Annotated in this window: 27 protein-coding genes; 10 read left to right on the top strand and 17 right to left on the bottom strand. The window is 41.0% G+C overall.

Annotated features, from left to right (window positions below; translation table 11 throughout):
* Positions 1–242, top strand: a 242-nt coding sequence (locus tag L1271_RS23480) for a hypothetical protein (RefSeq protein WP_235368921.1), incomplete at its 5' end; no start/stop codon positions are given.
* A 118-nt stretch (positions 243–360) separates the two neighbouring features.
* A complete protein-coding gene (locus L1271_RS23475; RefSeq protein ID WP_102057395.1) occupies positions 361–1,719 on the top strand; it encodes an L-cystine transporter in 1,359 nt (452 codons plus the stop codon).
* A 46-nt stretch (positions 1,720–1,765) separates the two neighbouring features.
* Here L1271_RS23475 and L1271_RS23470 read toward each other — a convergent pair whose 3' ends face one another.
* Together L1271_RS23470 and L1271_RS24905 are read right to left on the bottom strand one after the other, a co-directional pair.
* Positions 1,766–2,215: a response regulator gene (locus tag L1271_RS23470; protein ID WP_010372351.1), complete on the bottom strand. Its 450-nt coding sequence runs from the start codon at positions 2,213–2,215 to the stop codon at positions 1,766–1,768.
* A gap of 78 nt (positions 2,216–2,293) precedes the next feature.
* Entirely contained in the window at positions 2,294–4,624 is a 2,331-nt protein-coding gene (locus L1271_RS24905) for an ATP-binding protein (protein ID WP_206472197.1), read from the bottom strand.
* A gap of 153 nt (positions 4,625–4,777) precedes the next feature.
* Between L1271_RS24905 and yacG the strand changes: the two genes are divergently transcribed.
* Complete coding sequence (gene yacG / locus L1271_RS23460) at positions 4,778–5,020, top strand: DNA gyrase inhibitor YacG (protein WP_029215840.1); 243 nt, start codon at positions 4,778–4,780, stop codon at positions 5,018–5,020.
* Between the two features lie 80 nt (positions 5,021–5,100).
* On the opposite strand, the gene L1271_RS23455 is transcribed toward yacG, so the two are convergent.
* Both L1271_RS23455 and L1271_RS23450 read right to left on the bottom strand, forming a co-directional pair.
* Positions 5,101–5,409, bottom strand: coding sequence for a helix-turn-helix domain-containing protein (locus L1271_RS23455; RefSeq protein WP_010606054.1), 309 nt, complete (start codon positions 5,407–5,409; stop codon positions 5,101–5,103).
* A gap of 366 nt (positions 5,410–5,775) precedes the next feature.
* Complete coding sequence (locus L1271_RS23450) at positions 5,776–6,237, bottom strand: Spy/CpxP family protein refolding chaperone (protein ID WP_102057397.1); 462 nt, start codon at positions 6,235–6,237, stop codon at positions 5,776–5,778.
* 207 nt (positions 6,238–6,444) lie between these two features.
* On the opposite strand from L1271_RS23450, the gene L1271_RS23445 reads away from it, so the two are divergent.
* From L1271_RS23445 to L1271_RS23435, 3 genes are read left to right on the top strand one after another with little or no spacing between them, the layout of a single operon-like run.
* Entirely contained in the window at positions 6,445–7,131 is a 687-nt protein-coding gene (locus L1271_RS23445; protein ID WP_102057398.1) for a response regulator, read from the top strand.
* Between the two features lie 3 nt (positions 7,132–7,134).
* Complete coding sequence (locus L1271_RS23440; RefSeq protein ID WP_102057399.1) at positions 7,135–8,496, top strand: ATP-binding protein; 1,362 nt, start codon at positions 7,135–7,137, stop codon at positions 8,494–8,496.
* A gap of 2 nt (positions 8,497–8,498) precedes the next feature.
* Positions 8,499–9,461, top strand: coding sequence for an alpha/beta fold hydrolase (locus L1271_RS23435; RefSeq protein WP_235368920.1), 963 nt, complete (start codon positions 8,499–8,501; stop codon positions 9,459–9,461).
* On the opposite strand, the gene L1271_RS23430 is transcribed toward L1271_RS23435, so the two are convergent.
* Positions 9,413–10,258 (bottom strand): cation diffusion facilitator family transporter, encoded by an 846-nt coding sequence (locus tag L1271_RS23430; protein ID WP_081489965.1) that lies wholly within the window; start codon positions 10,256–10,258, stop codon positions 9,413–9,415. The two genes, L1271_RS23435 and L1271_RS23430, sit on opposite strands and share 49 nt — an antisense overlap.
* A 323-nt stretch (positions 10,259–10,581) precedes the next feature.
* On the opposite strand from L1271_RS23430, the gene trmL reads away from it, so the two are divergent.
* Positions 10,582–11,046 (top strand): tRNA (uridine(34)/cytosine(34)/5-carboxymethylaminomethyluridine(34)-2'-O)-methyltransferase TrmL, encoded by a 465-nt coding sequence (trmL, locus tag L1271_RS23425; protein WP_010606048.1) that lies wholly within the window; start codon positions 10,582–10,584, stop codon positions 11,044–11,046.
* A 103-nt stretch (positions 11,047–11,149) separates the two neighbouring features.
* On the opposite strand, the gene L1271_RS23420 is transcribed toward trmL, so the two are convergent.
* Positions 11,150–11,743 carry a CBS domain-containing protein gene (locus L1271_RS23420; protein ID WP_010606047.1) on the bottom strand — a complete coding sequence of 198 codons (594 nt, stop codon included), beginning with the start codon at positions 11,741–11,743 and terminating at the stop codon, positions 11,150–11,152.
* Between the two features lie 47 nt (positions 11,744–11,790).
* The gene (locus L1271_RS23415; protein ID WP_010606046.1) at positions 11,791–12,066 is read right to left on the bottom strand and encodes a hypothetical protein; all 276 of its coding nucleotides are present in this window, start codon (positions 12,064–12,066) and stop codon (positions 11,791–11,793) included.
* Between the two features lie 418 nt (positions 12,067–12,484).
* Between L1271_RS23415 and cysZ the strand changes: the two genes are divergently transcribed.
* Positions 12,485–13,210, top strand: a complete 726-nt coding sequence (gene cysZ / locus L1271_RS23410) for a sulfate transporter CysZ (protein WP_010606045.1) — start codon at positions 12,485–12,487, stop codon at positions 13,208–13,210.
* Between the two features lie 98 nt (positions 13,211–13,308).
* Complete coding sequence (locus L1271_RS23405; protein ID WP_442960389.1) at positions 13,309–14,508, top strand: glycerophosphodiester phosphodiesterase family protein; 1,200 nt, start codon at positions 13,309–13,311, stop codon at positions 14,506–14,508.
* A gap of 339 nt (positions 14,509–14,847) precedes the next feature.
* Here the strand turns inward: L1271_RS23405 and L1271_RS23400 are convergent, their stop codons facing one another.
* The 3 genes from L1271_RS23400 to L1271_RS23390 all read right to left on the bottom strand — a co-directional run bounded on the left by L1271_RS23400 (position 14,848) and on the right by L1271_RS23390 (position 16,902).
* Positions 14,848–15,921, bottom strand: a complete 1,074-nt coding sequence (locus L1271_RS23400; RefSeq protein WP_235368918.1) for a tyrosine-type recombinase/integrase — start codon at positions 15,919–15,921, stop codon at positions 14,848–14,850.
* Between the two features lie 6 nt (positions 15,922–15,927).
* On the bottom strand, positions 15,928–16,155 hold the full coding sequence (locus L1271_RS23395; protein WP_235368917.1) for a DUF4224 domain-containing protein: 228 nt from the start codon (positions 16,153–16,155) through the stop codon (positions 15,928–15,930).
* A 267-nt stretch (positions 16,156–16,422) separates the two neighbouring features.
* Complete coding sequence (locus tag L1271_RS23390) at positions 16,423–16,902, bottom strand: dual specificity protein phosphatase family protein (RefSeq protein ID WP_235368916.1); 480 nt, start codon at positions 16,900–16,902, stop codon at positions 16,423–16,425.
* A 151-nt stretch (positions 16,903–17,053) separates the two neighbouring features.
* On the opposite strand from L1271_RS23390, the gene L1271_RS23385 reads away from it, so the two are divergent.
* Positions 17,054–17,272 (top strand): hypothetical protein, encoded by a 219-nt coding sequence (locus L1271_RS23385; RefSeq protein WP_235368915.1) that lies wholly within the window; start codon positions 17,054–17,056, stop codon positions 17,270–17,272.
* A 375-nt stretch (positions 17,273–17,647) separates the two neighbouring features.
* On the opposite strand, the gene L1271_RS23375 is transcribed toward L1271_RS23385, so the two are convergent.
* From L1271_RS23375 to L1271_RS23345, 7 genes are all read right to left on the bottom strand, one after another.
* Positions 17,648–19,213, bottom strand: a complete 1,566-nt coding sequence (locus tag L1271_RS23375; protein WP_235368914.1) for an endonuclease NucS domain-containing protein — start codon at positions 19,211–19,213, stop codon at positions 17,648–17,650.
* Positions 19,214–19,714: 501 nt separating this feature from the next.
* Positions 19,715–21,379, bottom strand: coding sequence for a conjugal transfer protein TraG N-terminal domain-containing protein (locus tag L1271_RS23370; protein WP_235368913.1), 1,665 nt, complete (start codon positions 21,377–21,379; stop codon positions 19,715–19,717).
* The gene (locus L1271_RS23365; protein WP_235368912.1) at positions 21,376–21,723 is read right to left on the bottom strand and encodes a hypothetical protein; all 348 of its coding nucleotides are present in this window, start codon (positions 21,721–21,723) and stop codon (positions 21,376–21,378) included. The genes L1271_RS23370 and L1271_RS23365 overlap by 4 nt, the downstream gene beginning before the upstream one ends.
* 140 nt (positions 21,724–21,863) lie before the next feature.
* On the bottom strand, positions 21,864–22,793 hold the full coding sequence (locus tag L1271_RS23360) for a hypothetical protein (RefSeq protein ID WP_235368911.1): 930 nt from the start codon (positions 22,791–22,793) through the stop codon (positions 21,864–21,866).
* Entirely contained in the window at positions 22,786–23,004 is a 219-nt protein-coding gene (locus tag L1271_RS23355; protein WP_235368910.1) for a hypothetical protein, read from the bottom strand. The genes L1271_RS23360 and L1271_RS23355 overlap by 8 nt, the downstream gene beginning before the upstream one ends.
* A 13-nt stretch (positions 23,005–23,017) precedes the next feature.
* Complete coding sequence (locus L1271_RS23350) at positions 23,018–23,902, bottom strand: phage integrase N-terminal domain-containing protein (RefSeq protein WP_235368909.1); 885 nt, start codon at positions 23,900–23,902, stop codon at positions 23,018–23,020.
* 1,773 nt (positions 23,903–25,675) lie between these two features.
* Complete coding sequence (locus L1271_RS23345; protein WP_235368908.1) at positions 25,676–26,362, bottom strand: hypothetical protein; 687 nt, start codon at positions 26,360–26,362, stop codon at positions 25,676–25,678.
* Positions 26,363–26,364: the final 2 nt, after the last annotated feature.

Raw genomic sequence — 26,364 nt, 5'->3', positions numbered from 1 at the left:
GAGATAACTCTAGAAAAGAGTCGCGAGATAACTCTAGAAAAGAGTCGCGAGATAACTCTAGAAAAGAGTCGCGAGATAACTCTAGAAAAGAGTCGCGAGATAACTCTAGAAAAGAGTCGCGAGATAAACTCGCTGCTACGAAAGATTATTGTAAGCTAAGCGCATATCTCAGTGTTTTTAATCACTATGAGTTAGTACCAACTCACTACAAAACATCTTTATATGAAAGGAAAAACCATTAAAAACTTTCATTTTTATTGATAACCTTTTGTTCTATTCCATAGTCAAAGAATATTTTAGCCAAATCAACAAAACCTCTATAGTAGCGCGTTATTTTCATATATTTCGAAAGGTATTCTGATGTCTTTTGCTGTTATCGCCGCGTTTGCGGTTTTTATTGCCATACTTTTCGGTCTTTATCGCTTTCAACAGCGCTCCGAAACCCTGTCACGAACGGTATTACTAGGCTTAGTTGCGGGTAGCCTATTTGGACTCGCCTTACAATTTGTTTTCTCAGGTGATTTAACCACCAAACAGACCGTACTAGATTGGGTTGCGATTGTTGGTAGCGGCTATGTCAATCTTCTCAAAATGGTGATTATGCCATTGGTCTTAGTTTCTATGATTGCCGCGGTCGTAAAATTAGATAATCAAGGCTCTCTTGGAAAGATCTCGTTTGTCACCATCGCAATTTTAGTTTTTACCACGGCCATTGCAGCGCTCATTGGTATTTTTATCACTCAAGCATTTGGTTTAAGCGCACAAGGCTTGGTTGAAGGTGCACGCGAAACGGCCAGAATAGCGGTACTTGAAGAACGTGCAACAACCGTTGCCGATTTAACCATTCCACAAATGCTGCTTAGCTTTGTACCAACCAATCCGTTTGCTGACTTGACTGGCGAGCGCTCGACCTCGATTATCGCAGTGGTGATTTTTGGTGTGTTAACTGGTATTGCTGCTCGTAGAGCCATCATGGAAGAATCAGATTTAAGTAGTCCAATAAAAAATGCAGTTGAAGGCGCACAGGCAGTTGTGTTGAGATTAGTACGTATGATCATCGCCCTTACACCTTATGGTGTAGCTGGTTTGATGGCCAAAGTGATCGCCACATCAAGCATGGCTGACATTATTAGCTTACTCGGTTTTATTATTGCCTCTTACGTTGCCATTTTACTGATGTTTGTGGTGCATGGCTTACTAGTTACTTTGGTTGGTGAAAACCCAAAGCATTTCTTCCAAAAAATTTGGCCTGTTTTAACTTTTGCTTTCACCTCTAGAAGCTCCGCGGCAACCATCCCATTGAATGTTGAAGCGCAGATCCACAAGCTTAATGTTCCCCCTGCGATTGCAAACCTTTCTGCATCGTTTGGTGCGACAATCGGACAAAATGGCTGCGCTGGCATTTATCCTGCAATGCTTGCTGTAATGGTTGCGCCGACTGTAGGAATTGACCCGTTCGCACTCGACTTTATTGTCTCATTAGTGGCTATGGTTGCAATTAGTTCGTTTGGTATTGCGGGTGTTGGAGGTGGTGCCACTTTCGCGGCGTTGGTGGTACTGCCTGCGATGGGACTACCAGTGACAATTGCAGCGCTGCTTATTTCTATTGAGCCACTAATTGATATGGCAAGAACGGCACTCAATGTATCGGGCTCAATGACCGCAGGTACAGTGACAAGTCGCTTGTTAAAGCAAAAGCATACCAACGAAGCTATTTAGTGCTATAACAGCTTAAGGGCCAGCTAGTTATTCTGGCCCTTCACTTCTAATCGATCACGAGCTTTGCAGTGCCAAGCCAAAAGGACAGCAAGGACTTCATTGAATCAACCAGCTCATGATATTGAGACGGTTTGGTCATATAAGAATTTGCCCCAAGCAAGTAACACTGTTTTATATCTAGCTCAGAATCCGATGTACTGAACATAATAACCGGAATATGCTTAAGGTTTGCAGCCCCGCGCATCTCAGCCAATACATCTTTACCGCTTTTTCGTGGCATATTTAAATCAAGAATAATAAGGCTGGGTAATAGCTCAGTGCTATTGAGTTTCTCAATCAACTCAACGCCATCACTTACGAATTGTAACTTAGCCTCCATCACGCCGTTGTCTTCAAATGCATCACGGATTAATTCTTGGTCGTCGAAATCATCATCCGCAACCAAGATATAGTTTACAGAGTGAAGCTGTTTAATTAAATCATGATGATGAACCATACACACTCTCCTTAAACTCGCATTAACCTCGAGTTTGTATGCTGATATCAGAACCGCATCAATGGTTCTACAGCTAAGTTAACTCTCTTGCGCCGAAATCGGCAAGCTAAAATAGAAAGTAGAGCCTTGCCCTACTTCCGTTTCGACCCATATGCGACCATGGTGTCTTTCGACGATTTTTTTACAAATAGCAAGTCCAAGTCCTGTACCGGCATATGCGCTACGACCATGTAATCTTTCAAAAAGATTGAAGATCTGCTCACTAAATTCAGGATCAAAACCAATCCCGTTATCCTTAACGGCAACGATCAGTTCATTTGCTTTACGTTCGCTGCTAATCGAGACCCGCGGCGTTCTTTCTGGCGCACTAAATTTAATCCCATTATTGATTAAGTTTAGCAGCACGCGTTGCAACTGCCTACGGTCTCCAAAAACATCACCAAGCCCTGTGGTATCCACTTGAGCGTTTGACTCTTTAATCACTAACTCAAGATCCAGTAAGGTTTCAGCTAACGCATTATCGCCATCAAATGATTTAAATGACTCACCTTTACGGTCAATCCGTGAAAAACTTAGTAGCCCTTTGATCAACTTTTGCATTCGCTCCGCAGAATCCATCATACGCTTAAGGTAGGACGCATGTCTTTCATTTAGTCCCTCTGCAGAGCATTGGATCCGATCACCGAACATTTGGATTTTTCTAAGCGGCTCTTGTAGATCATGGGATGCTAAAAAGGCAAAACGCTCCAGCTCTTGATTCGACTCATGTGCTTTTTCAAGTGCTATCGTCAGTAATTGCTCAGCAGTACGACGCGAAGTGATCTCATTTTCCAACGCTTCGGTACGCTTAGTAACTTTTTGCTCTAGAATTGCATTGAGCTTTTTATATCGCTCTGATTTAGCCAACACATAATTAACCAACGTATTACGAAACTTCAATGCACAACTTACTTCAGCTTCCGTCCAAGGGTGAGATTTGCACTTCACATTCTCGACCCACAACTTAAACGAACTACGCGGCATTAAACGGTGGCTACCATCATCCAAAAACTCAATGGATTTTTCAGGCTTCCCTCCCCAGTTTTTGGTTTGAATAACTTCCTTTCTAAACCACATAATAAAGTGATTAGCATCCGCAGAAAGTGGCATCAATAGCACGCCACTCGCCGTTTTCGCAAATGTTTTAAATGTTTCGTTAAGTTCACCTAAGCTATGACAATAAAAAATGGAGTCATCACCAAGTTGATGCTCCGCAAGCCAGCGGTAGATACTCTCAATATCCGCCTTTGCAGGAGTTTGCCCGTAGCACTCCAAATCACTTTCAACACGCCACGCAACACCGCTGGATTTCATCATTTCTTGCAATGCCGCGGATTCATAGCGCAGGCCATCTACAAAAAAGATCTCTTTTGCCATACGTTCAGTAACAGACGAGCTCAATGTCAGGGCTTTGGCTTCTGCCATTGCTTCTAAAGACGAAATTTTAAGAGAAATTAAGTAAGATAGCATCAGCCCCATATACTGAGCGACTTCACGGATGTTAAATGGCACTACGTGCTTTTCGTAGTGGTGGCAGGCAATCAGCCCCCAAAGCTTACCAGCAACGATAATGCTGATAGACATGGTTGCCTGAACACCCATATTGCGTAAATATTGGCAGTGAATTGGCGAAACACTACGTAAAATACAGGCACTTAAGTCAATTGGCTTATCTTGCGGATAAAGCAGTGAATTTTCACTGTCAACATCAGCAAGCAAACGAATAGGGTTTCTTAAATATAGCGCTCTTGCTTGCTTTGGAATGTCAGACTCAGGAAAATGTTGGTTTAAAAAGGAATTAAGATCATTACGCTTCGATTCTGCGACCACCTCACCATTATACTCGTGATCAAATTTATACAGCATCACCCTGTCAAATTGCGTTAACTCTCTAATTTCTTCCACAGCCATCTCGAACGAGGCTTGTAAAGATTGAGAGTCAACCATACTAGACAGTGAGTGCTTCATAAGGTGTTGCATTGAATGATTGATTTCAACGCCTTGCGCCGTGTTTTGCTCAAGCTCTAAAATGAGACCAGCTTCGTTTTGACTTGCAACTACAGAAAGTTCAACCCACTTTGCATCCTTGGTTTTTATGGTGGCCGTCATCGGATTCAAACGATGGATTTCAGAGGAGTTAGCATTACTGGCTAACAACTCAAAAAAAGGAGACTCAAAAATCGTTTCAGCATGAGTATTGACTAAAGCGCTAGGCTCAAGCCCTACAAGTTCGGCAAAATTTTCGCTAAAGTAGCGTAGTGTTAATGTGTTGGTGTCGAATAGCAATAAATAGCCATGCGGCTGAATTGAACCTGGAATATGAATTGGCTCTTTATGACAATTGTCTAGTGTTGCTTCGAACTTCTCCACCTTTTATACATCCTCTCCTTTTACCTAGCTTTACCATCCTATCACGGATCCCCACCTAGCATGCAAGCTGTTCAGAGTAGATATGCGTTCAGTTCACAAAGCGATAAAATGCGATTAGACTTACACAATCACGAAGTAAAAAGTAAGTGTATTATGACAACCACAGTAAAGTGTCCAACCTGCCAACAGGCTGTTGAATGGTCGGATAAAAGTCCATTTCGTCCGTTCTGCTCAAAACGCTGTCAATTAATTGATTTAGGTGATTGGTCTGACGAATCAAATACGATTTCTACACCGATGAAAAGTGGTGAACTTACGCCTCAAGATGCGGAAAGTTTGATTGAAGATATAGAAGCGATGCTGGCAAAAAACAACGAAAACTTTTTTAAAGAATAAATCTATAGGCCGAGTATCTCGGCCTTTACTCACTCATAACTACTTGCTTAGAAAAGCAAAAACCAAGCACAGTAAAATCACTAGTCACCTTGTTCTACTTGCTCTTCTTCCGTCTTTGACTCTGAACTTCTCACTTCATTTTGGTAAGTTTTAGCAATATGCCCTGCTCCTTCCAAAATATCACTTAATTGGATCCGACAAATTTCCGACAATTTAATTAAGGTACCTAAGCGAAATGAGCTTGTTCCGTTAAGATAGTCGTCTAGTGTGGTGAGACCTATTCCGAGCTTCTGGCTAATGGTTTTTTTAGTATAGCCTTTACGCTTTTTGAGTTCTTTTAGCAGTTCTCGGATCCTAAGTGTCACCTCGTATTCTTCAGGTGTCTGCATGTCTCCCTCAGTGATACCTAGTAACAAACAGCCAACAACAAAGAATACCCTTAGTTACTCAGAAGAAAGCAAAAGTTATTGGAAAGTTTGTGCGCGTAAATTAAGAATTTTTCAATTCGACACTATTTCAAAGAGTTGTCCGCAGACTTGCTAGATGTACTCTTAATCGAAAAATATCACAACGCAAACATGTTATCAACATGTAACTTAAACCAGTACAAACCGTTGTAATATTTTATACACTGATCCAAGGGGTCAGTTCTCTACATCAATCTGGAATACAAGCTCTCATTTTTATAGGAAGGTGACAAAGGCTTGAAAATGATAAGGTCCTTACTGGGAAGGTAAGGACTAAGTTAGAAAGACTTAATTTGCTTTTTTATGGCCTTTGTGGCTACGACGTGACTTAAGTGCTTGGAGCTTATCGCGCTGCTCTTCATTCAATACATGGAATACTTTGTGACGAGTTTCCATTGAAAGTAGCGCCCACGCTTGCTTTTTATCTTGGCCTTTTTCCAGTAAAAGTTGCGCTTGAACCTTATCAAAGGCTGGGGCTGCCATGAGTGCTTTCATTTCTTCACGATAAGTTGAATGTGCTTCTTTCCCGCTTTCTTTTAACGCTTTTTTTGCAGTTTTGTAATCCGCATAAATCGTCTTTAGTTGGTCTTGCTGCGCTTCTGTTAGCTCTAATAATTTCTGGCCTTTATCAGATAGTAGCAACCTTGCTGAGTGCTCAAGCTGCCCGCCCATAGGTCCCGCGTTTGCAGTGAAGCTAAAAGTCGATACACCAAGTGCTGTAACTAATGCTAAAGTAGATAGTAATTTCATGGTATTGGCTCCTTGTTCGCCATTGCTTTGTCACTTCCAAATTTAGCAAGCACAAAGAAAAGGAACGTCAGACAGAGGTAAAGTTTTGTCAGTGCTTTGCAAAAAAAAGCAAAGGCAATTTACATAAGGCGTTGAAGTAAGGTGTAATATGCTAGAGCCGAACTATTCAGGCCAACGCCAATCAACAATGCTGGACTAAGTATGACAATGAAACATTCCATTTTACTTATTGATGATGACCAAGAACTTTGCAGCCTGTTAAAAGAATACTTTACTGCAGAAGGCTTTGAAGTGGCGATGGCCCACACAGGAACAGAAGGTCTACAGCTGGCATTAAAGCAAAATTTCGACCTGATATTGTTAGACGTAATGCTTCCCGAAATGGATGGTTTTGAAGTACTAAAGGCGTTACGTGTCCAGAAGATGACACCTGTTATTATGCTAACGGCAAAAGGCGATGACTTTGACCGCATCTTTGGTTTGGAGCTAGGTGCTGACGATTATATTCCAAAACCGTTTAACCACCGCGAACTACTCGCACGCGTTAAAGCTATTACCCGTCGCGTCGATCATTATAAACAACACAGTCCGGATGATACCTTTACTATCCACCAGCTGCGTTTAGATGTTGCTTCGAGAAGCGCTACTGTTAATGGCGAGGTGCTGTCGCTGACGGGCACCGAATACGAGGTACTACACTTGCTGGTCAGAACTGCAGGAGAAGTGGTCGACAAGCAGACAATTTCACGACAAGTATTAGGCCGGCCACTCGTGCCTTATGATCGCTCTATCGATATGCATGTCTCTAACGTTCGCAAGAAAATTGCCGCATTAAGTGAACACACTTATATCAAAACGATCCGCGGCGCTGGCTATATTTTCCTAAAGGCGTAATGAATGAAGCGGTACTTACTTGTTAAGGTTTTTGCCTGGTTTTGGCTCACTATCATTGCCACTATGTTGTTGTTGCTTGGGATCAGCATGCTACAACCTGATGTTGTAGAAACTCACCGCATCTCAAAACCCATGCTGCAAAATCTAAAACAATTAGAACAAGCGTTAATACGCGCAAGCGAGCGCCCCAACTTTGAGTTGAATAAGGTTGCCAAACTGCGTAAAAGAAAGGCTCGAAATATCTACTTGAGCCACCGCGATGCCGAAAAAAGCGTTGCCGCCGATCCCAATATAAAAACGCTGAATTTAGATTTACTCAGCTTTACCGAAGATGCCAAACCGGTCGCTATTTTTACCCCAGAGTACAAGGCTTTTGGCCCCCTAGAACTTACACTTCAAGGTGAAAGTTATCGTCTTTATTTAATTTTTGAAAACCATACCCCAAGTGCACTCATCAAATTAAGAACCCTACCGCTTTGGGTAAAAATCGCGGTCGTGCTAGGCGCAAGCTTATTACTGTGTTTTTGGTTTACTCGAGATCTATTGTCGCCAATTAAAGAGCTACAAAAAGCCGCTGCAAAACTTTCCCGTGGAGAATTGTCGAGCAGAGCCGATATAAATACCAAGCGCCAAGACGAGCTCGGTCAACTGGGTCATGATTTTAACTTAATGGCTGATAAATTAGAGTCTTTAGTTAACAATCAAAAACGCTTGCTTGCTGATATATCCCATGAACTACGCTCACCGCTCACCCGCTTACAAATGGCCACAGGCCTCGCTGCAGGCCATGCCACAGCGCAAAGCCAAAGTTATATCGAGCGCATTGAACGTGAAGCTCAGTTAGTTGAAAATATGCTCAGCGATATTTTGCATTTATCTAAGCTCGAAGCGGATCAAGTGCCAATCGATAAGCAGATAATTAAGTTCAATGAGCTGCTCGACCCGATATTGGAAGATGCACTGTTTGAGGCACAACAATTAGGGAAGGACCTTGTCGTCACAGCACTACCCGAGGCAACACTTTATGGCGACCCAATGCTACTTAACCGCGCATTCGAAAACATTATTCGTAACGCAATTAAGTATGCGACTAGCCTTATTAATGTCGATATTGAGAGTGACGGTAATCAGTTGCTATGCACTATCAGTGATGATGGTAAAGGCGTAAGTGAAGACATGCTCGACAAGCTTTGCATTCCATTTTTCAGAGTGTCGAGCGCACGTACGCCAAGCAAAAATCAAATGGGTGGGTTTGGGCTGGGTCTTGCCATTGCGCAGCACGCGTTAAAAGTACATGATGCCCATATCGAATTTAGTAATAACGTTGGTTTGCAAGTCAGCATTCGAATTCCATTACACAGGTAGCCATGTTTTATAGCCAAAGTCAGCAACTTGAATCACACCTTCCGGAAATTGATGAGCACTGGCAAGGCTGCCAAAAAGGCTTCTTTGATACCCCTCATGGTAGGCTATTTTACGCCTACCACATTCCAGAAAGGGCAACGTTCAGCCTGGTGTTGGTTAATGGCCGTATTGAGTCTGCTCATAAATACAGAGAATTGCTGTGGGAGTTTGCGCAAAACAACATAGCGGTATTTACCTATGACCATCCAGGACAAGGCTACTCGCCGCGATTACTTAAAGATAAGCAAATCGGCTATGTTAGACGCTTTGAAGATTATGCTGCAACGCTGCACTGCTTTATGGATCAAATCGTTGCCAAGCAGAACACCTTGCCACTTTTTATATTGGCACATTCAATGGGCGGTGCCATTACCTGCGATTATTTAACATTATTTGCGCCTCATAACATAGAGGGAGTCTATTTATCAGCCCCGATGCTTGGGATCAATACGACTCCCTACCCGACTTGGTTTGCCGAGGGACTTGCGGGCGCAGCTTGTTTATTTGGGCTAGGTAAGCATTATGCGTTGGGACAGGTGCACTACCACAACAAACCTTTTCAAGATAATGACCTTACTGATTGTCCAATTAGATATGCGCTATTTAGAGGTTTGTACGATCAATTTCCCGAGCTACAACTCGGTGGTGTTAGCTTTGCTTGGTTATACACGGCTCTACATAAATGCCGCTCGTTTCAAGATATTAAGCTAGATCTGCCAATCCGTATCGCGACAGCCAGTGAAGACAGCATTGTTGATAATCAGGCGCAAAGTCAATTTGCCGCGCACAGGGATAATGTGACAGTTACAGAGTTTATCGGGAAACATGAACTACTTTGCGAGCAAGATAATACCCGCAAAGCCGTGTTAAATGATTTTTATGCGTTTACAGACGAGCTACTTAGTGCTAAAGAAACTGGGTCTTGATGGATAAGCACGTCCATCTCACAATCAAACTCTTCTTTAATGCTAGCAACCACCTCATCCGCAACCTGATGCGCTCGCATCAGCGGCATATCGTCATCAAGCTCTAGATGCAGTTGAATAAACTTGATTTTGCCACCTTGCCTGGTACGCAAATCATGTACTCCATAAACGTCCTCATGACTCGACGCGATAAGTATGATCTGTGCTTTTTCTTCATCTGGCAGCTCTTTATCCATTAAGTGTGCAGCACTTTCCTTGGCAATATCCCAACTGTTGTAAAGTAAATACACCGCCACCAAAATACCAAAAATCGGATCGGCGTAACCTACGCCGTAAAAGTTAAGCAATACCGCTAGGAGCACCGCAAGGTTTAATAAAATATCGCCCTTATAATGCAACGAGTCGGCCTTAATGGCGATGGACTGCGTGCGTTTAACGACTTGATACTGCACCGCAACCACCAACAAAGTACAAACTATCGCAAATAAACTCACCCACACACCAAACAACGAATGTGGAATTTGGGTTGGATTGATAATGCGCTCTACGCCATGAAAAGCCAATAAACTCGCAGAGCCCGCGATAAAGGCCGCTTGTCCAAGCCCAGCTAATGCTTCTGCCTTTCCATGACCAAATCGATGATCATCGTCCGCAGGACGCAGTGCGTAGCTCAGTACAAAGAAATTCATTAAAGAGGCGCTAATATCAAGCAGTGAATCAGTTAAAGAACCGAGCATAGCGGCACTACCTGAAGACAGCCAAGCCCAACACTTAGCTGCGATCATCAATCCCACCATTATGATGGTAAAGACACTTGAAAACCTAACCCAAAACTCATAGCTGCGATCCACTGGCACCTCATTTCTTCATATTATTTAATCTGACGTTTGGCTAACTGAAATGATTAGTCGTCAAACCACTCGCAAAATGCCACGGCATCGCGATGCTACTATATTACAGGGTAATGCTTTGAAATGAAAAACAGATTACGGTTGTATAGTTTTTATCAACAGTCGTACTTTAAAAACTGGGTAATGGATTTCGCTCGATCAAGCGCAGCACATATAAATGTCGACAAGTATCAGCTATACTGCCGGGCAAAATTTAATTGAGGCCTATCATGTTAGATATCGTTTTATACCAACCCGAGATCCCGCCTAATACAGGCAATATTATTCGTTTGTGTGCTAATACAGGATATTCACTACACCTGATAGAGCCGCTAGGATTTGAATGGGATGATAAACGGGTAAGACGTGCAGGCCTTGATTATCATGAATTTAGCGAAGTAGAGCGCCACCCTAACTTTGAAGCATACTTAGCCAAACGAAATCCAAAGCGAGTATTTGCTTGCACGACAAAAGGTAGCAAATACCATCATGAAGTAGCCTATGAAGCAGGTGACTGCCTATTGTTTGGCCCTGAAACTCGAGGTTTGCCAGAAGACATTATTTTTTCACTGCCTGAGCCTCAGCGAGTCCGCATTCCAATGCGCCCCGATAGTCGCAGTATGAACCTATCTAATGCTGTTTCCGTTTTTGTCTATGAGTCTTGGCGACAACTTGGGTTTGCTGGCGCAAAGTAAAAATAGCACCTAGCCTCTGCTGCACAGGAGCAAACTTGAGGCACAAAAAAGGCGCCTTACGACGCCTTGCTAACTTTAATTTACATTAACTATAGGGATTCTTTTAAATTTCTGCGTGGTGCAAAATCGTACCAACAATATCACTGAATTTATTTGCTGGTTTCATTGAGTTTACTGCACGTCCACAGGCTTTCATCATATCGATTAGGTCAAAATAACCGACTGGATGCTGAGTCACTTCATCAATAACAAGTAAAAACTCGAAGCCACCTTCTTCCATTGTTTTAAGCACATTGCCAACCACAGTTTGGCTAGTTTGTTTTAAGGTGATTTGACGAAGATCTGATAGTGGGATCATGACATCATTGACGTTTAAATCACGTCTTGTACAACCGCGTCTTTCTGCAATACTCAACACGTAGCGACTGCCAATTCTTGCATTAGAGATCATACCAACAAGCTTTTCTTTGCTATCAACGACAAAGCTTGCTCTGCGGTGCGTTTTGTCCAGCACTAACGTAGCTTCATCTATGCTACTGTTTTCATCAATATGCTGCATAGGTGCCAAATGTAGATTGTGCATTAGGCAATGTGCTGGCGCTTGCTCTAGGTTGTCAGTGTTACAAGCTGGGAAGTTATTTTCAGCAAGTTCATAATTTGCAACAGGTTGAGTTTTCAATACTGTGTAAGTGTTCATAGATCACCTCTATCTTTAAAATTAATTAAGCACGGAAAAGGACTAAATTAATTTGCGACAGGTGGTGCTCTAATAGACTCACATACTGAGTTTGAATAAGAATAGGTGGGTTGCGATTGCGCTATGATAAAGCTACTAGCAACCACGAAACGATGGGTTGTTGATACAACGCAATCATCTAAATCAGGGCTGGAGTTCGAATTGTCTAGGTCAACAACGATAGGCGCGATTGAAAGCGTGGTATCACATTTAGCAGCATCGGCCGTTGACACTGTCAACAGACTCAACATACAAAATGTAATCATCCAACGAATTAACCGCATAGTATTCTCACTTCTACTGCCTTACTTTGAGTGTATGGGCAGTTTCTTGCGTTTACAAGTATTATTTCTAATCTATTTACTAAGCTTCTAAATATACTGAGGTTAATTTTCATACGCACACTCAGGCACTATGTGGGCTGAGATGAATTGTTACTAATCTCCTATTTGTAGCCCGCTGTTTAGCGTTATACTAACGCCAACATTTTTGGTATGTGCCTTAAATCAAAAGAATTAAATCATACCAATTTGCTTAATTAAGTGAGCTATTTTGGGGCGAGAAAACCTTGTCGATAACCAGGCGAAAACTTTACTATTTAGTTGTTCTAAATGAGAAATTTTTAACGCAGTTAGCGTCAGATTTGCTCCTTCAAATTGAGCCAGTATTAAGACTAATTGGTATTACAACACGAGGTGTACAGTGCAACTATCACGCGGTATCGAGTACTTTATTGCCGGTTTTTCTTTAATCACCCAAAAAGGATTAAAACGTTTTGTATTTATTCCTTTAACAATCAATGTACTGCTATTTGGTGCATCACTCTTTTTTCTTTATGACTGGCTGACTCAAGGATTTACTTATCTCAACGGATTGTTACCAGATTGGCTCAGTTGGCTGGAATGGCTAATGTGGCCAATTGCTATCTTAGTGATACTTTTCAGTTATAGTATGATTTTCACGGTGATAACCAACTTTATTGCTGCGCCTTTCAATGGCTTACTCTCCGAAAAAGTAGAACTTTACCTGACCAACCAACATATCAATGATGATAAGTTAATTGATACCATAAAAGATGTGCCGCGAATGTTGGGTCGAGAATGGACCAAACTCTGCTACTACCTTCCACGTGCACTCGGCTTTTTCATCTTACTTTGGATGCTGCCTATCGTTGGGCAAATTTTATGGATTATGTTTACGTGTTGGATGTACAGCGTGCAATATAATGATTATCCGTTTGATAACCATAAAATTCATTTCAAGCAAATGAAAGATGATTTGAAAAGTAAACAAGGGCTGTCTTATGGCTTTGGCTTTGCGGTGTTTGTACTGACCTCAATCCCATTTGTTAACCTCATCGTGATGCCCGTTGCCGTATGTGGCGCCACTAAGTTGTGGGTAGAGAACTATCGTCAGCAATATCGTTAAACAAATTGAGGTATGACATCGGACTGTAAAAATTCCATGATTTACTTACGCCTTTTACGCTTTGTTAGAATGAGGCAGGTATGCGCCAAATAATATGGATGATATGGTTGGTGGTTACGCTAACGGGATGCCAGGCAACAAAGCAGTTTGATGTCGGTACACGGCCTCAATTTTTAGTCTCGCAACTTCCAGATGGTGAGCTTAAGGAAAAGCTTGCAAGCTGTTTAGATAAACCAATCAAGCGCACACGTTTTTCCATTGGACATCGCGGTGCACCACTTTTCTACCCTGAGCACACCAAAGAATCATACATTGCCGCCGCAAAAATGGGAGCTGGCACGCTCGAATGTGATGTTACTTTTACGAAAGACAAGACTCTCGTTTGCCGCCATGCACAATGTGGCCTTCATGCGACAACCGATATCTTGTTACAACCTAAGCTTGCTAGCAAGTGTAGACAACCCTTCACACCAGCGGATCCAGACTCTGGTAAACTTGCGTCTGCTCAATGCTGCACCTCAGACATTACCTTAGCAGAATTCAAGCAACTAAAAGGAAAAATGGATGGTGTGAATACTCAAGCAACCACAGTATCAGAGTTTGTCAAAGGCACTCCCAATTGGCGTACAGATCTTTATGCCAGTTCTGGAACCTTAATGACCCACAGTGAAAGCATTGCTTTATTTAAGCAACTTGGTGTAAATATGACTCCTGAGTTAAAAACACCAGAAGTGCCAATGCCATTTAATGGGTTAAGCCAAAACCAGCTCGCACAAAAAATGTTAGACGAATATACTGATCACAATGTCCCCCCATCTCAAGTTTTTCCACAATCCTTTTCTTACCAAGATATTCTGTACTGGATAAAGCATGCACCAGAGTTTGCAAACCATGCCGTATTTCTTGATGGTAGAGAAGCTGGCGAACATTTTGATATTAACAAACCAAGTACTTGGCAACCGTCAATGGAAGACTTAGCCAAAAATAAGGTAAAAATTATCGCCCCACCAATTTGGATGTTAATTAGCGAAGATAAAAACGGCGATATCATTCCGTCGCAGTACGCCCTAGCCGCTAAACGTGCAGGATTAAAGATAGTTGCTTGGTCTTTAGAGCGCTCAGGCCCTTTAACGAACGGCGGCGGTTGGTATTATCAATCTGTAAAAAACGCAGTTAAGCATGATGGCGATATACTTAGGGTGTTGGACATATTGGCAAAACAAGTTGGCGTAGTTGCTGTATTTAGTGACTGGCCTGCCACCACCAGCTTTTACGCCAGCTGCATGGGAATTGAATGATAGGCTAATAAGATTTATGGCTTAGTGTGGGTAAAACCCGCACTAAGCTAAGATTTACAAATGCCAGAAAGCAAAAAGCCTCGCGATTGCGAGGCTTTTTAAAGTATGGTGCCCAGAGGCGGAATCGAACCACCGACACGAGGATTTTCAACCCTTAACGCTTGTGCATCTAACATACTGTTTTTACTACACAAACCCACAAAATATTTCCTATAACTTTCGTCTAGTTTAATATTTATGGTTAATTTAGCTAAAATTACTTTGTTTTTAATAACTTAGAAATTTTAGCTAAACATACAATTCTTAATATAAAAATAATGCCTTTTTTATGACTACTTTTCAATGCTTTGTTTTTTTCTTATCATCTGGCGACTTAGGCGTGACCGGCGTTACTTGTGAGTAACCTCGCCGATAGACACGCTTTGTTGTTGCCACACTTGAGTGGCCCAGTAACTCAAATGCCTGAGTAATCGTCTCACACTCACTTGCTGTTTTAGCTCGTAAGTCACGATCCTGAAAGCGCTGCTCTGGTTGTAACTCACCACTTTCGATTGCTGCACGCATCGCTTTGTTCCATGCAGTTCTAAAACCGTCAGGCGTCAGGGCTTGTTCCTTTCGTGCATTAGCGCTTGATGCAAAGAAATACCAATGTAATAACGGCGTTCTGTGCTTTCTAGTGGTGCGGTAACCATTAATTTGTTTAAGCTCGCTGATGATAAAGCTAAGGTGATCCACCGCTTCAAACTGCAACCGGCTACCTGTTTTTGATGCTTGAACTTTGAGTCCTTTTTCGTCATCCCAGTCTTTGCTGCTAAGTTTAAGCATATCGGTTTGCCTTAAGCCGGTTGCCAGCTTTAGCGCCACATATAATTGCAGCCATCGAGGGCAATACTTAACAAACACTGCCAATTCATCATCTGTGACTAGCCGATCTCTTGGCTGTTCTGGGTTACGTATAATTCCATGAAATGGTGTGTCGTCAATTACGCCCCAACGCACAGCATGAGACATAATGGTGCTCAGTAACGCAAACTCACGATTGCCTCTTACCGGTGCCCCCTCTCGACTCCTAAGATCGAGATATTGATAGGCATGCCTGGCTCTAAGCACTCTTGGGTTCATATGACCAAAACGCTTTATTAAATGCTTTGACGCACTAATATTACTCTTGTGTGTCGATTCTGCCTTCGTGGGTGAAATCTCTTTGAGATAGCGGTCAATCAAATCATGCATCGTTTGACATTCAAAATTAATTGATGCGTAAGCGTAGTAATTGCGAAAAGCTTCACTCAGCGTTTTACCAAGGCGAATATCTTTCTGACCACTTGCCCTTAAGTAATAGGTATTCCCTTTTTTATTAAAGATCATGCCCTTGGGCAGGTTTGCATTTTCTGCAGAACGTTTTCTTCCCATGACCGCTTACCCCGTGTACAGCTCGTCACCACTAAGCGTAGCCCCGCCACGCTTAATTTGACAGCTATCACCAGCGCCCAGCTCTGTTTCAATCGTTTTACGCAAAACTTTAGGCCAGCCAAAGGCATCAAGGGTGAAAGTAATATGCATTGAGGTCAGTTGCTCAATTTGCTTCTGGCGCTGCTTACGGCCAGTTAACTCAGCAACTTCAGTTTTAGATAGGAATGTGCTCACAAAATCCTCCAACGAATAAGTAACCACGACTAACAACTAGCCGTGAATCAGCTTGGGACTAACCTTATTCGCGATAATCAGAATTTCGCTTTTGCTTATTTCTGCTGATTTCCCAATATTTCAGCGTTTTTTACTCTACTTTATGAGTTTTTGGTTTGCAATAGCTGAAATGAAATTAGAGCGGCGATTTGTAGTATTTGAAAGTCAGTTCATGAGCTATTTAAGAAGAAAACAGCTCATTAATAAGCACTGCGATGGAGTCTATATTTATAACCACCGCCTTTGGATGTAACCCAAATTACCAAACTTTGGAGAGTAAGCTGGGTAATATTGTTTCTTAAACTCTTCAACAGCATTTTCTTTATTTATCATATTATTTTCAAGCATATACATCAGAGCTATTGAAGGGCTTCGAGATTCACCTAAGCTACAGTATATGAACACAGAGTACCCTTGATCTAAGTTATTTTTTATAAAGTTGAGTGCTGGTTCTATCATCGCATCGTTAACATATTTTGGGTCTTCACCATCAATCATATTTAAATAAATTGCTTCTTCTGTTTCTTTAAATAAGTAATGTGGATGGTTTTTATCACAACCTCTTCCTGTCCAGCCTACTACAGATTGGTGAGTGACAAATCCGCCAGCTCGATTTAATGCACACACGATTTTCATTCCTTTTGACTTTGCAGCAGTGTATTCTTCCTTCGTTCCAACATATAAGTCTAAGTTACCTATTTTTAACATTTCTTTCTCCATAAAACTTACTACGAAGTTTAGTGTTTGAGTTCCTAGATTTTTAGCTCATTAAAAGAGCCTAAAAGGGCTTTTGTCTTGATTCAACAAAGTAAATGTGGTCTTCTTTAGTCGTAACCCAGTTAAGTATAGGAATGATAGATTGAAATTCATATCTCTTGCGAAAATGATTGGTGAAGCAATTTTGGAAACTATGGAAGAGAGTAACAAAGCTACCTCTGGGCATTGTTATAACGATATCGATGACTTTTCTAACTCTTACCGTCTGAATGAACAATGCGAGGTTATTAATGACCTAGAGGGGGATAATGCTCTAGAAAGAGGTGGTCAGTGGTTGCGAAAAGAGAGCAATTTTAAATAGTGATTAACGAAACACAGTCATTCTAAGATGCAGCAATAACTCCGCATAATAAGCTTTCAGAAGGTTCATTTGACAGATAGTCGTCCAAACTCATTTTTGGACAGAAGTGAATTACGGGCTGAGGATGGCTTTGTGCCAGAAGCAGCCGTTAAATAGTATTATTAAAATCAACAACTCTGACCCCATTGATTAGTTCGGTTACCTAAATATCAACAATTATCACTATATGAAAGCTGACGCTCGGTAACGCTCTGTATAGGTGTGAGCAACGCAATACTGATGCCGCCACAGACCACCTTAATCACCAAACGCAACGCATAGTAAAAATACCACGCGTTGCGAATCACTCACAAACAGTTTCTTATATCACATGACCTAAAATGTAATTTCCACATTTGAACTAGGTTCTTTATTGAGTAAATAATCAACCTCTTCAATAAGGTTGTCATTGCACCTAACAAAGTCATTTAAAGTACTAATAGAGTCAATAATTTGCATGTAACCTGAATTTTCATCATTCTGAATGCTAAATAAAGTGTTATTTTTTTCTGTCACCACTTCATACGTTAAACCGTATAATTCAGATAATTTCTCATCAAATTCATTTAGCTCTTGATATATCATTCGAGCTTTTAAGCTGTCGATGCTATCATAGGCTGTAATTACAGCCTCTTTAGCGCTATCAGGTTTTCGGTCTTTATTTGTCCAAGCCAATAAACCTTGGTAAACTTCCTTATCACCATTTTCGCGGTCGATTGTAATGATAAGATATGGAACCCTTTGAGAAGATGAGTGTTTTTTAAGGTCATACATTAAGCCAAAAAAATTCAAAGGATTATATACATTAATATGCGCAACATCCTTTGTTCGCAACGTATTTAATATATAGTCAACTTGGCTACACCATCGATAGTTGGCAGATAAAAATTTATTTAGCTTTTTCCTAACCATATTAAATTGATACTCTCTACATGGCATAGTCTTAATGTTAAACCCGTAAGGATGATCACCTGAAAAACCACACGCCATCGATAGCATATCATCACTATCAAATAAAGCATCTGAAAACATGTCTCCAACCCCTAAAGGCTCACCATGGTTCCATGTACTTAAGGTATTATTTAAACTGTGTAACGCAAGACCTGTATATTCACCAACACCATAATTCAATCTAACTTGTTCGAGCAAAATTTTACTTCTTAATTCATACTCAGCTCCATCCAACTGCCATAGGTTCAATATACCTTCAATATTAAGGTGATTATCATTTAGCTCCCTTACTGGCAATGAGGAAATTTCGTTATATAACCTATCAGTATCAGTTGTAAACATAGACCATGAAAATCCATATGGGTGGATAATGTTATTATCGTCACCTTTGTAGTCCATTTTTATTAAAACACTATTGCAAGAAGGTAATAATTCCAATGTTGACGTAAAATCAGCATATGCCTTATCACGTTCATTATGTTCACTGAACTCAAAGAATATAAAATTTTTTAAAGGGCTTAGATCACCACTATTATATTTAGGGACAATTTGTTGAAATATAGGTTCTTCATTAGGCTTATATACAACACTATAGCCTTTAAATTCATATTGAGAAACCCGTGAGTACTCATCAAAAGCCTCTTCAAGTTCTCGCCAAACGGTTGAGATTACTACACATCGGATTTGACTTTCTTCTAGTCTATTCTTGTTTTTAAGCATGTTTGCATACTTCATTAACTGTTGAATAGCAGACCTAGCCGTTTGGTCACTTTTTTTCAATTCAATTAGAGTAAAACAACCAAACTGATCTTTCGCTAATATATCAACATAAGCAGTTCGACCATTTGGCATTTTTATGTAATGCTCCTGCGCCACAACTTTTAAGTTAGGATCCAGGGTTTTTATATATTCTGCTATGTTCTCTCTTATTTCTGCTTCTTTTATCTTCATAATATTCTCAGCCACGATGTGATATAAAAGCTTATTCTGTCCCTCTTTGGTAATTTATAACACACCAAAGCGGGTCATATTACATACCTTTATAATTCCACCAATAATTGCCACTGTAAACAGGCATATATCACAGCGGAAAATTTCAGTTTGTCACTTTCCCCCAAAACGGTGAGTAACAATGTATAGGACAAAATCAGGCGATTTGAATAAAAACCATACAATTTTACTCTTTACCAACGGCCGTGCTTCGCTCAAAACAGACCTTTAGAGCATTCACGTTAACTCACTTCGGGGCAGAAACGTGTTAGGCTTGAAGGTCTGCTATGGGCACTCATGTGACTATCAGTTTTGATTAAGCCCTCACAATCAAACCTGGCAGATTAGGTTAAGACTTATTCATCTTAGCTACTACAGCTAAGAATCAGCTAATGTCAGGTCTAATTGCTGCAAAGAAATTAAACCTGATAATCCTCATAAAAAATCACCTTTGAATATGTACTACCCAGCACCTTTGCTCGCCGCTTTTCGGGCAACTTTACCACCAACCTTTCTAGCAGCATCACCACCACTTCGACCGGCAGAGCCAGCTCCTTTACTCATGCCCTGAAAGCTTCCAATAGCGCCACCCAAGCCCAAACCAGCATAGGTTAATAACGAGGTCAGGATGAAAGGGAACGCAATAAACATCATATCTGTTATACGCTGGCTGTTCATCATAACGTTAGGCTGCGTTAACACATCAACAACGGGAACGCTCGAGCTATTAGCAACCGTCTGAATAAACGCCTTTTGAAAAACAATTGTAAGCTCCCAGAAGAATGGCCAGAACTGTATCGAAACAAATAGCGCCCCAACGGTCGTAGCCATTTTTATACTATACTGGCTTACCATGAGAACCAAAGGAAAGGCCGCCAATAGAATCAGTATTGCAGCGCCTTTAATCATAGGCGCGGCTGATTGAACTAAACTAGCTTCGGCATAATCAGGAACAGTAGAAACTATATTACCGGCAGTACCCATTAGTCGGTTAAACCAATTGCCAGCAGTCCCCCAGAAACCTTCACTTTGCAGTCCATAGTCTCTTGTTTCTGCGCCTTGAATACGGTGCATGGCCACCTTGCTGAAATAGGCCTTTTCCATTAGCTTATCTTCATACCAGGTATCAGAAACGTCATGGTAAGATACCTGCAAGAGCGCCCATATACTGCTCTTATCATCCTCAGGCATACTATCCCATAGACGCTTACGGAGGCTCATATCGTTACTGCTAACGCTGATACCGCCATAACCTGCTCCGATACCTTGCCACCATTCACGACACGAGGGGAAACCGCCCACTTGGTGAATACACTGGCCACCGTTGGAATCAATTTCCCCGTTACTTTCCGCTTGCTGGCTCTCAGACCATTTAGGGATATTCTTATTGGTTCGCGCTCCTTGCCAACCAGGTAACAAGACTTGAGAATAGAAGCCATTTCCTATGTTTCCGTAGTAAGCGTTATTCATAAATGAGTTATGTCCTGGCCACGGTTGAGCATCTGTACGAGGATCATCTATCCACGGCATATTCTTATCGCCTTGGCGTAACGCTCTATTGAGTGCCGGTTGATAACACTGTTTTATAAATTCCTTTGTTTCGATACGTAGCGCTGTATCAGCAATACGACTATTCAACAAAGTGTTTCTAGCCCCTGTTAAATTAAAACCGCAAGGTAAACTGTCCACCGCTTCAATAGAAAAGCCAGTTCCGTAAGCTCTAGCCAGCCCAATAATAAGAGGAATTCTTAACTCATTATTCGATAGCAAGACCCCCAAATCCTTTGCGGGGCCGTTTTCTTTAAAGAAGCCGTTGTTAATTTCTGGCTGCTTGTAACCTTCGCACTGCTTGCTGTATAGCTGAAAGCTATCTACCTTAAGCGGCACCATCGGATAAAAGGCAACTAGAAACACAAACATTTGCATATAGATGCCAATTTCCAGCTTGTTAAGTATGGCCACCTTCGCTTCTTCATCACCTTCAAACGCTTTTATTAATTGGGTTACAATGAACACAATCACAGGTGCAACTATCAGTTTAGTGCTGATAGCAATATCAGTTATAGTGTTGAGGGCATATACCCCTGTAGCAAAAAAATACAGGTCGCTTAGGCTTGTGAATGTCATGCGATCACCGTCAAAATTGGAACGGCTAACAATGCAACCAGAACACGCACTTTCTTAGTTTGTAGATAGTCTGCGTGTGCTTGTGATAGACGCTTGGATCTCACTAACCAAGCTAAGCCTTTTTCAAAGCGAAAAGTCAGCACTAATGAGGCAACGATGACCAGAATATCAGTGATAGAACCAATAGTTACAGTAGATTTATTCATGGCCACTAAGCCAGCAAGGAAACTATCAGCTCCGTTCACTATCGCACTAGGATTACTGATAACAAGGCCTAACAACAAGGCTTGAAGCGCCAGAACTGCAACTGAAATGATAAGGGTATTTTTAAGAAATGTTTTCATACAAAGCTCCGTATTCCGTAAATCAAAAACATCGAGCCGCAGCCAATCCACGCCTCAACTAAATTCTTCTTTTTTGCTCTGATCCACGATGGCCGATGCCTCGTTATTACGTTTACTGGTTTACAGACTCAGCAGGTCTATTAGTCATTGAGTAGTTTGCTTACCTCTAAATTTAATTGATAATCATCATGTTCAAACTCTGAAACCAATGTCTTTTGAATAAACTGGTATAAGGTTTCAATTCGATAACCAAATGTGTGATGCAAGCCTAGGTATATCTTTACCACAGGAGCTCTTGATTGCACCATTGACTTGAATTGCTCATACACAGTTTCACAATCTTTTGCAGTGATGGACTCGATTTGCCAATGGGCTCCATACAGCATTCGGCATTGAGTATAGAGCTTACTGCTAACATGTTTTACTCCAGTATATTTGCGAACAAAGCTTAAATCAGCTCCGGCTGCGATAAGCTCTCTAATTGGCCGAGTCTTTTGTAATTGAATCTTCATTGACGCAACCACTCTATCGATCTTAGCACTATCCACTTCAAGTCCAACCACGTTTTTTTGAATTAACAATCTCATGTACAAATTGAGATGAACGGCTTGTAACCGTTGCATTACAACTATTAACTCAGACGGTACCGGAAACATAAAGTAATTGCTTGGAGCTTGCTCTGCATGTTCCATTGCACCACTCAACAAACCTAAAAACTTACTCGCTAAAAGTTGATCATGTTCGAACCTTGCGCCCAAACTCTTTACGTATAATTGAGTCGATACATTAAGCTTTTGTAATTGAGATAAATTTAGTTCCGCAACTAACTCAGCCAACTTCGTAGCAGTATTAAAGTTAACTTTTAGCTCAACTGCTTTTTGACTCGACAGCTTAAGGCAAAACTCATGCAGCTCACATACTGTCAATTCGGTAATAAACACACCAGCCTGCCTGCTAATTCCAAGTTCTTGAACCGCGGAGTCAATACCATCATAAGCGCTAAGCTCACATATTCCTTGAACTAGCAACTGTGTAGCTTCATTTTTGAAATCAAGTGTCCCTTCAAACATGGCTTCCTCCATGATTGAATTTAGCCAGCTGTCTATCCTTGCGTTGAATGATCCTTGCCAGCTTTTTTAACTTGTACTGTTGCTCACCATTTACTTTTTCCAATTCTGTTGAGCGCTGTTTAATAGTACTCACATCATTTAAAAATTGTGCCCATTCAGCGTCAGGAATAAATATACCGTTCACATCGCGGTACTTTATTTTTTCTGCCATCTAATTGCTCCCATCATCGACCTAAATATATGACTGTGATCTGCTCTCGGCCGTGGCCGAGTTCATTCGAAACTTGTAATCGTGCTTGCCTATCAATTTGTTTTTGTTCTGGTGTGAGCTGTTTGCTTGTTGGCCCACCGGCAATTGGAGAGCGCCAACCAGTTAGTTCTAAGTAACGCTGTTGGGCATACATGTGCCTAAGCCCGTGGTTTTTATCTAGCCCTGCTTGGCTTGTTTGCCGTTCATACGCTTTGAGTTGTTGAATATAGTTTCGGTCGGGGCGGATCAGCGCGCCTCCACCGACTTGCTTTCGCACTTGTTGAAGTAGATGTCGCTGAGATTCTGTTCTGATAGGAATGACTCTGGGACGACCGCCCTTTGTCCAGCTGGGTTTTAGCACTAACTGTTCGCCTCGAATGGCATAATTAGGTCGAAATTTAATGGCTTCTTCTCTACGTAAGCCAAACTCTCGCTGAAGCCGAAGTGAGAGCTTAACAAGTGGGTCGCTGACTTTCTCAAGCTTATTTTGTTCTAGCTCTTTTGCTTTTGACTCGGTAGGTGTGTAGGTTCGCTTTTCCAAATCCAGTGTGATTGCTTGGTTTGCACCATTGTTGGACTTTGGCAGCATCGAGGCTTTACCGATTTTTTCCGCCCACCATCTTACATGACTAAGCCGGTTTTTAATGGTGCCAGCAGATAGCCCTTCTCCCTGCCAGCGCTCAACAAGATAGTTTACGTGTTTGGGCTTGAGTGATTGTACTGATTGCAAGCGATATCCGCCCTGTTTAAGCTGAGCAGATATCTGGACCAGTACTTTTTTACGCTCAGCCTTAACTCCAAAACTGCCGTCTTGGTTTCTGAGCATAAGCCCTTGAAGCTGATATTTTAAATTACTCAATACTTGTTCACTCACCGTGTTTATAAATTCGATTACACGTTACCAACCCAACTAACTATTTGAACCAATATCCAAATGGTAAGTTTTAAATGCCAATTGCACGTTGGAGCGTACAATTTCCGTATAAATACGGATAAGGGCACAACAGTTCAAAATGGCCAAATTAGCCTCGCTTTAGATGCTTCCCGTAGTGGGCGTGCATGATAAAACGCAAATAAAAATGTGCTCAGCACAGGTCAGTTAGGTCATAACATTTCTCCTATTTGGGTTCGTTAGGGATCGCTTAATTCTCTGCAAAACGCAGGTACAAATAGCCAAATCAAGGCATAAAAGTGCCTAAATCAGATGAACTAATTTGTGAGTTAAAAAGCCCGAAAGCTTGGTTTTTAGTTGTGAGTAGATCTCACTGGTATGACAAAGCCAAAGGCTTTGTTTGATGACGCGATGACCGATGTCTCGCTATTTTTGGAATCATTTTTAGAGTGTCATAACGCGCACATAAGCTCAACAAATAATTTCCCCTCTTTGTTCTACTTTGTTTAGCGCGGAGTTTACCACCGCGTCACTACCCCCTTGAAAAGGGAGTAGTGACGCGGTTTATCAGGTACTTTTTAAGCATATTTTTTTCTTTGTGCTGGATAAGAAATATGCAAAAATCAAATACATAGAAATGTTCAAATCGCGATAGGGAAGATGACAAACTTAAACAAATGGGGTGAGTTATACGACATTTATAAGAAAACACACCGTTCAAGAATTGTAAAATCTCTGTATAGACACAAACCGATAAGCAAGACATGGCCATACTTTCTTGCATTTTTCATGTACCTTGCAGTCTCTGTGGGCGCTTTTTTCTTAGGGAGAGACTCTAATTTATCGCTATTTTCGGTCGCTTTAGCAGCTATTATTCTCTACGTTTGGTTAGAGCTTAGAATTCAGAATGAATACAAGAATCATTATGTTACCCATAATCTAAAGTCTCATCCTTTCTTCTTGAGGACGAGATATTTAAGATATATCCTTTTTGCTGAAGAACTTACTAAAAGAAACACTTTTACTCCAACATCTGTAGAAAAGCTCATCGAGTGGGAGGGGGTACGTAAAGAAAAATTAGAAACTAACGGAATATTCAACGCCCCAATTTTATTAATATTTTTCACTAGCTTGGCAAGCTTAACAGTAGAGTACCTAAAGCAGGAAAAGCTTGTATCTTCCCAACTTATATATATAGTAGTTTTTTCTGTGGCATTCGTCGTTTGGTTTTTATGGACACTATCAGACTTATTACAAAGCCATAAGAAGAAATGCCTGGAGATTTGCCGATTTTTGAAGTGGTGGAAATTAGATTGTTAATTGGTATTTGCTTATGGGCTCAGTAATGGTTGTCCTCTCACCAGTCATAAAAGAGTGACAACCCTAGAATACCCACAACAAAATAATCAAAAGGCACTCAAAAAACATAACATTTTATAGTTTTTTGGACTAATACTATTTGTTTTAACAATTTATAAAAACTTGAAAAGTCGATAGCATTTTTCTTGGCTTGTACGATATGCTTCGAGAAAGTATCTTTACTAAGATCTACATTCTAGAGCGTAATTGTCACGATTGAGCCGGAGCGAAGCCGAAAAATTGCTTGTTAGATTGATTGGTTTATCAGAGGCTGGCAGCAGCATTACTATAAATACGTGCGAGCCCAAATTTATAGCGCTATAGCACCACCGCTGAAAGGGTTAATCATCAAGGGGCACACCCCATAATAATTCCTCAATATTAGCCATGATCACAATATGATTTTTCTAGAGATTCTCTAAGTATATCAAGAGTGAAGGTACTGTTTGATGTTTTCAATCTGCAAACTCCGGTTTTCGTAATTTCTCCAGAAACAACTAAACTATCAAAACATGCTTCAAACTTAATGCTATCTACTAAATAGCGCTTATCTCTTACCAAACTAGAAAATGCCTCTTTAACATCTTTAGTTCCCGTAACAGACACCTTTGCTGTTGAGTTTTGCGATGTTCTAATGCCATATGAAGATATCTGCAGTAATTTGACATCTGTGGCACTTTCTTCAATAAGAGTAAGCCATTTTTCTAGGGATATATTTAACTCCGATATAACCAAACCGAGACCTGTAATCTCATGAAGTTTATTGATAAATTTTCTGAGGGAGCGCGGAGGATCTAAGATTACTAAATAGTTAGAATCGGAATGCCAATTGAAGTGACAAGTATAGTAACTAATTGATTCAACTTCTGCGGTACCGCCAAAAGGATCTTCAATAACAGTCTTTTGGATAATTCTTTCAATATACTTACCAACTAATTTGGTAGAAGTAGAAGCTGATAGCAAGTAGCCATTCCCCAAGTTTTCACTATATTGATTTTCCTTCATTTTTTTTGCGAGCAGGCCAATAGGTATCGGAAGCTCTGAATATAACCACTTTGCCTTTATCATTT

The sequence above is a fragment of the Pseudoalteromonas sp. OF5H-5 genome (assembly GCF_021530695.1).
Taxonomy (GTDB): domain Bacteria; phylum Pseudomonadota; class Gammaproteobacteria; order Enterobacterales; family Alteromonadaceae; genus Pseudoalteromonas.
This window is presented reverse-complemented; position numbering and strand designations above follow the sequence as displayed.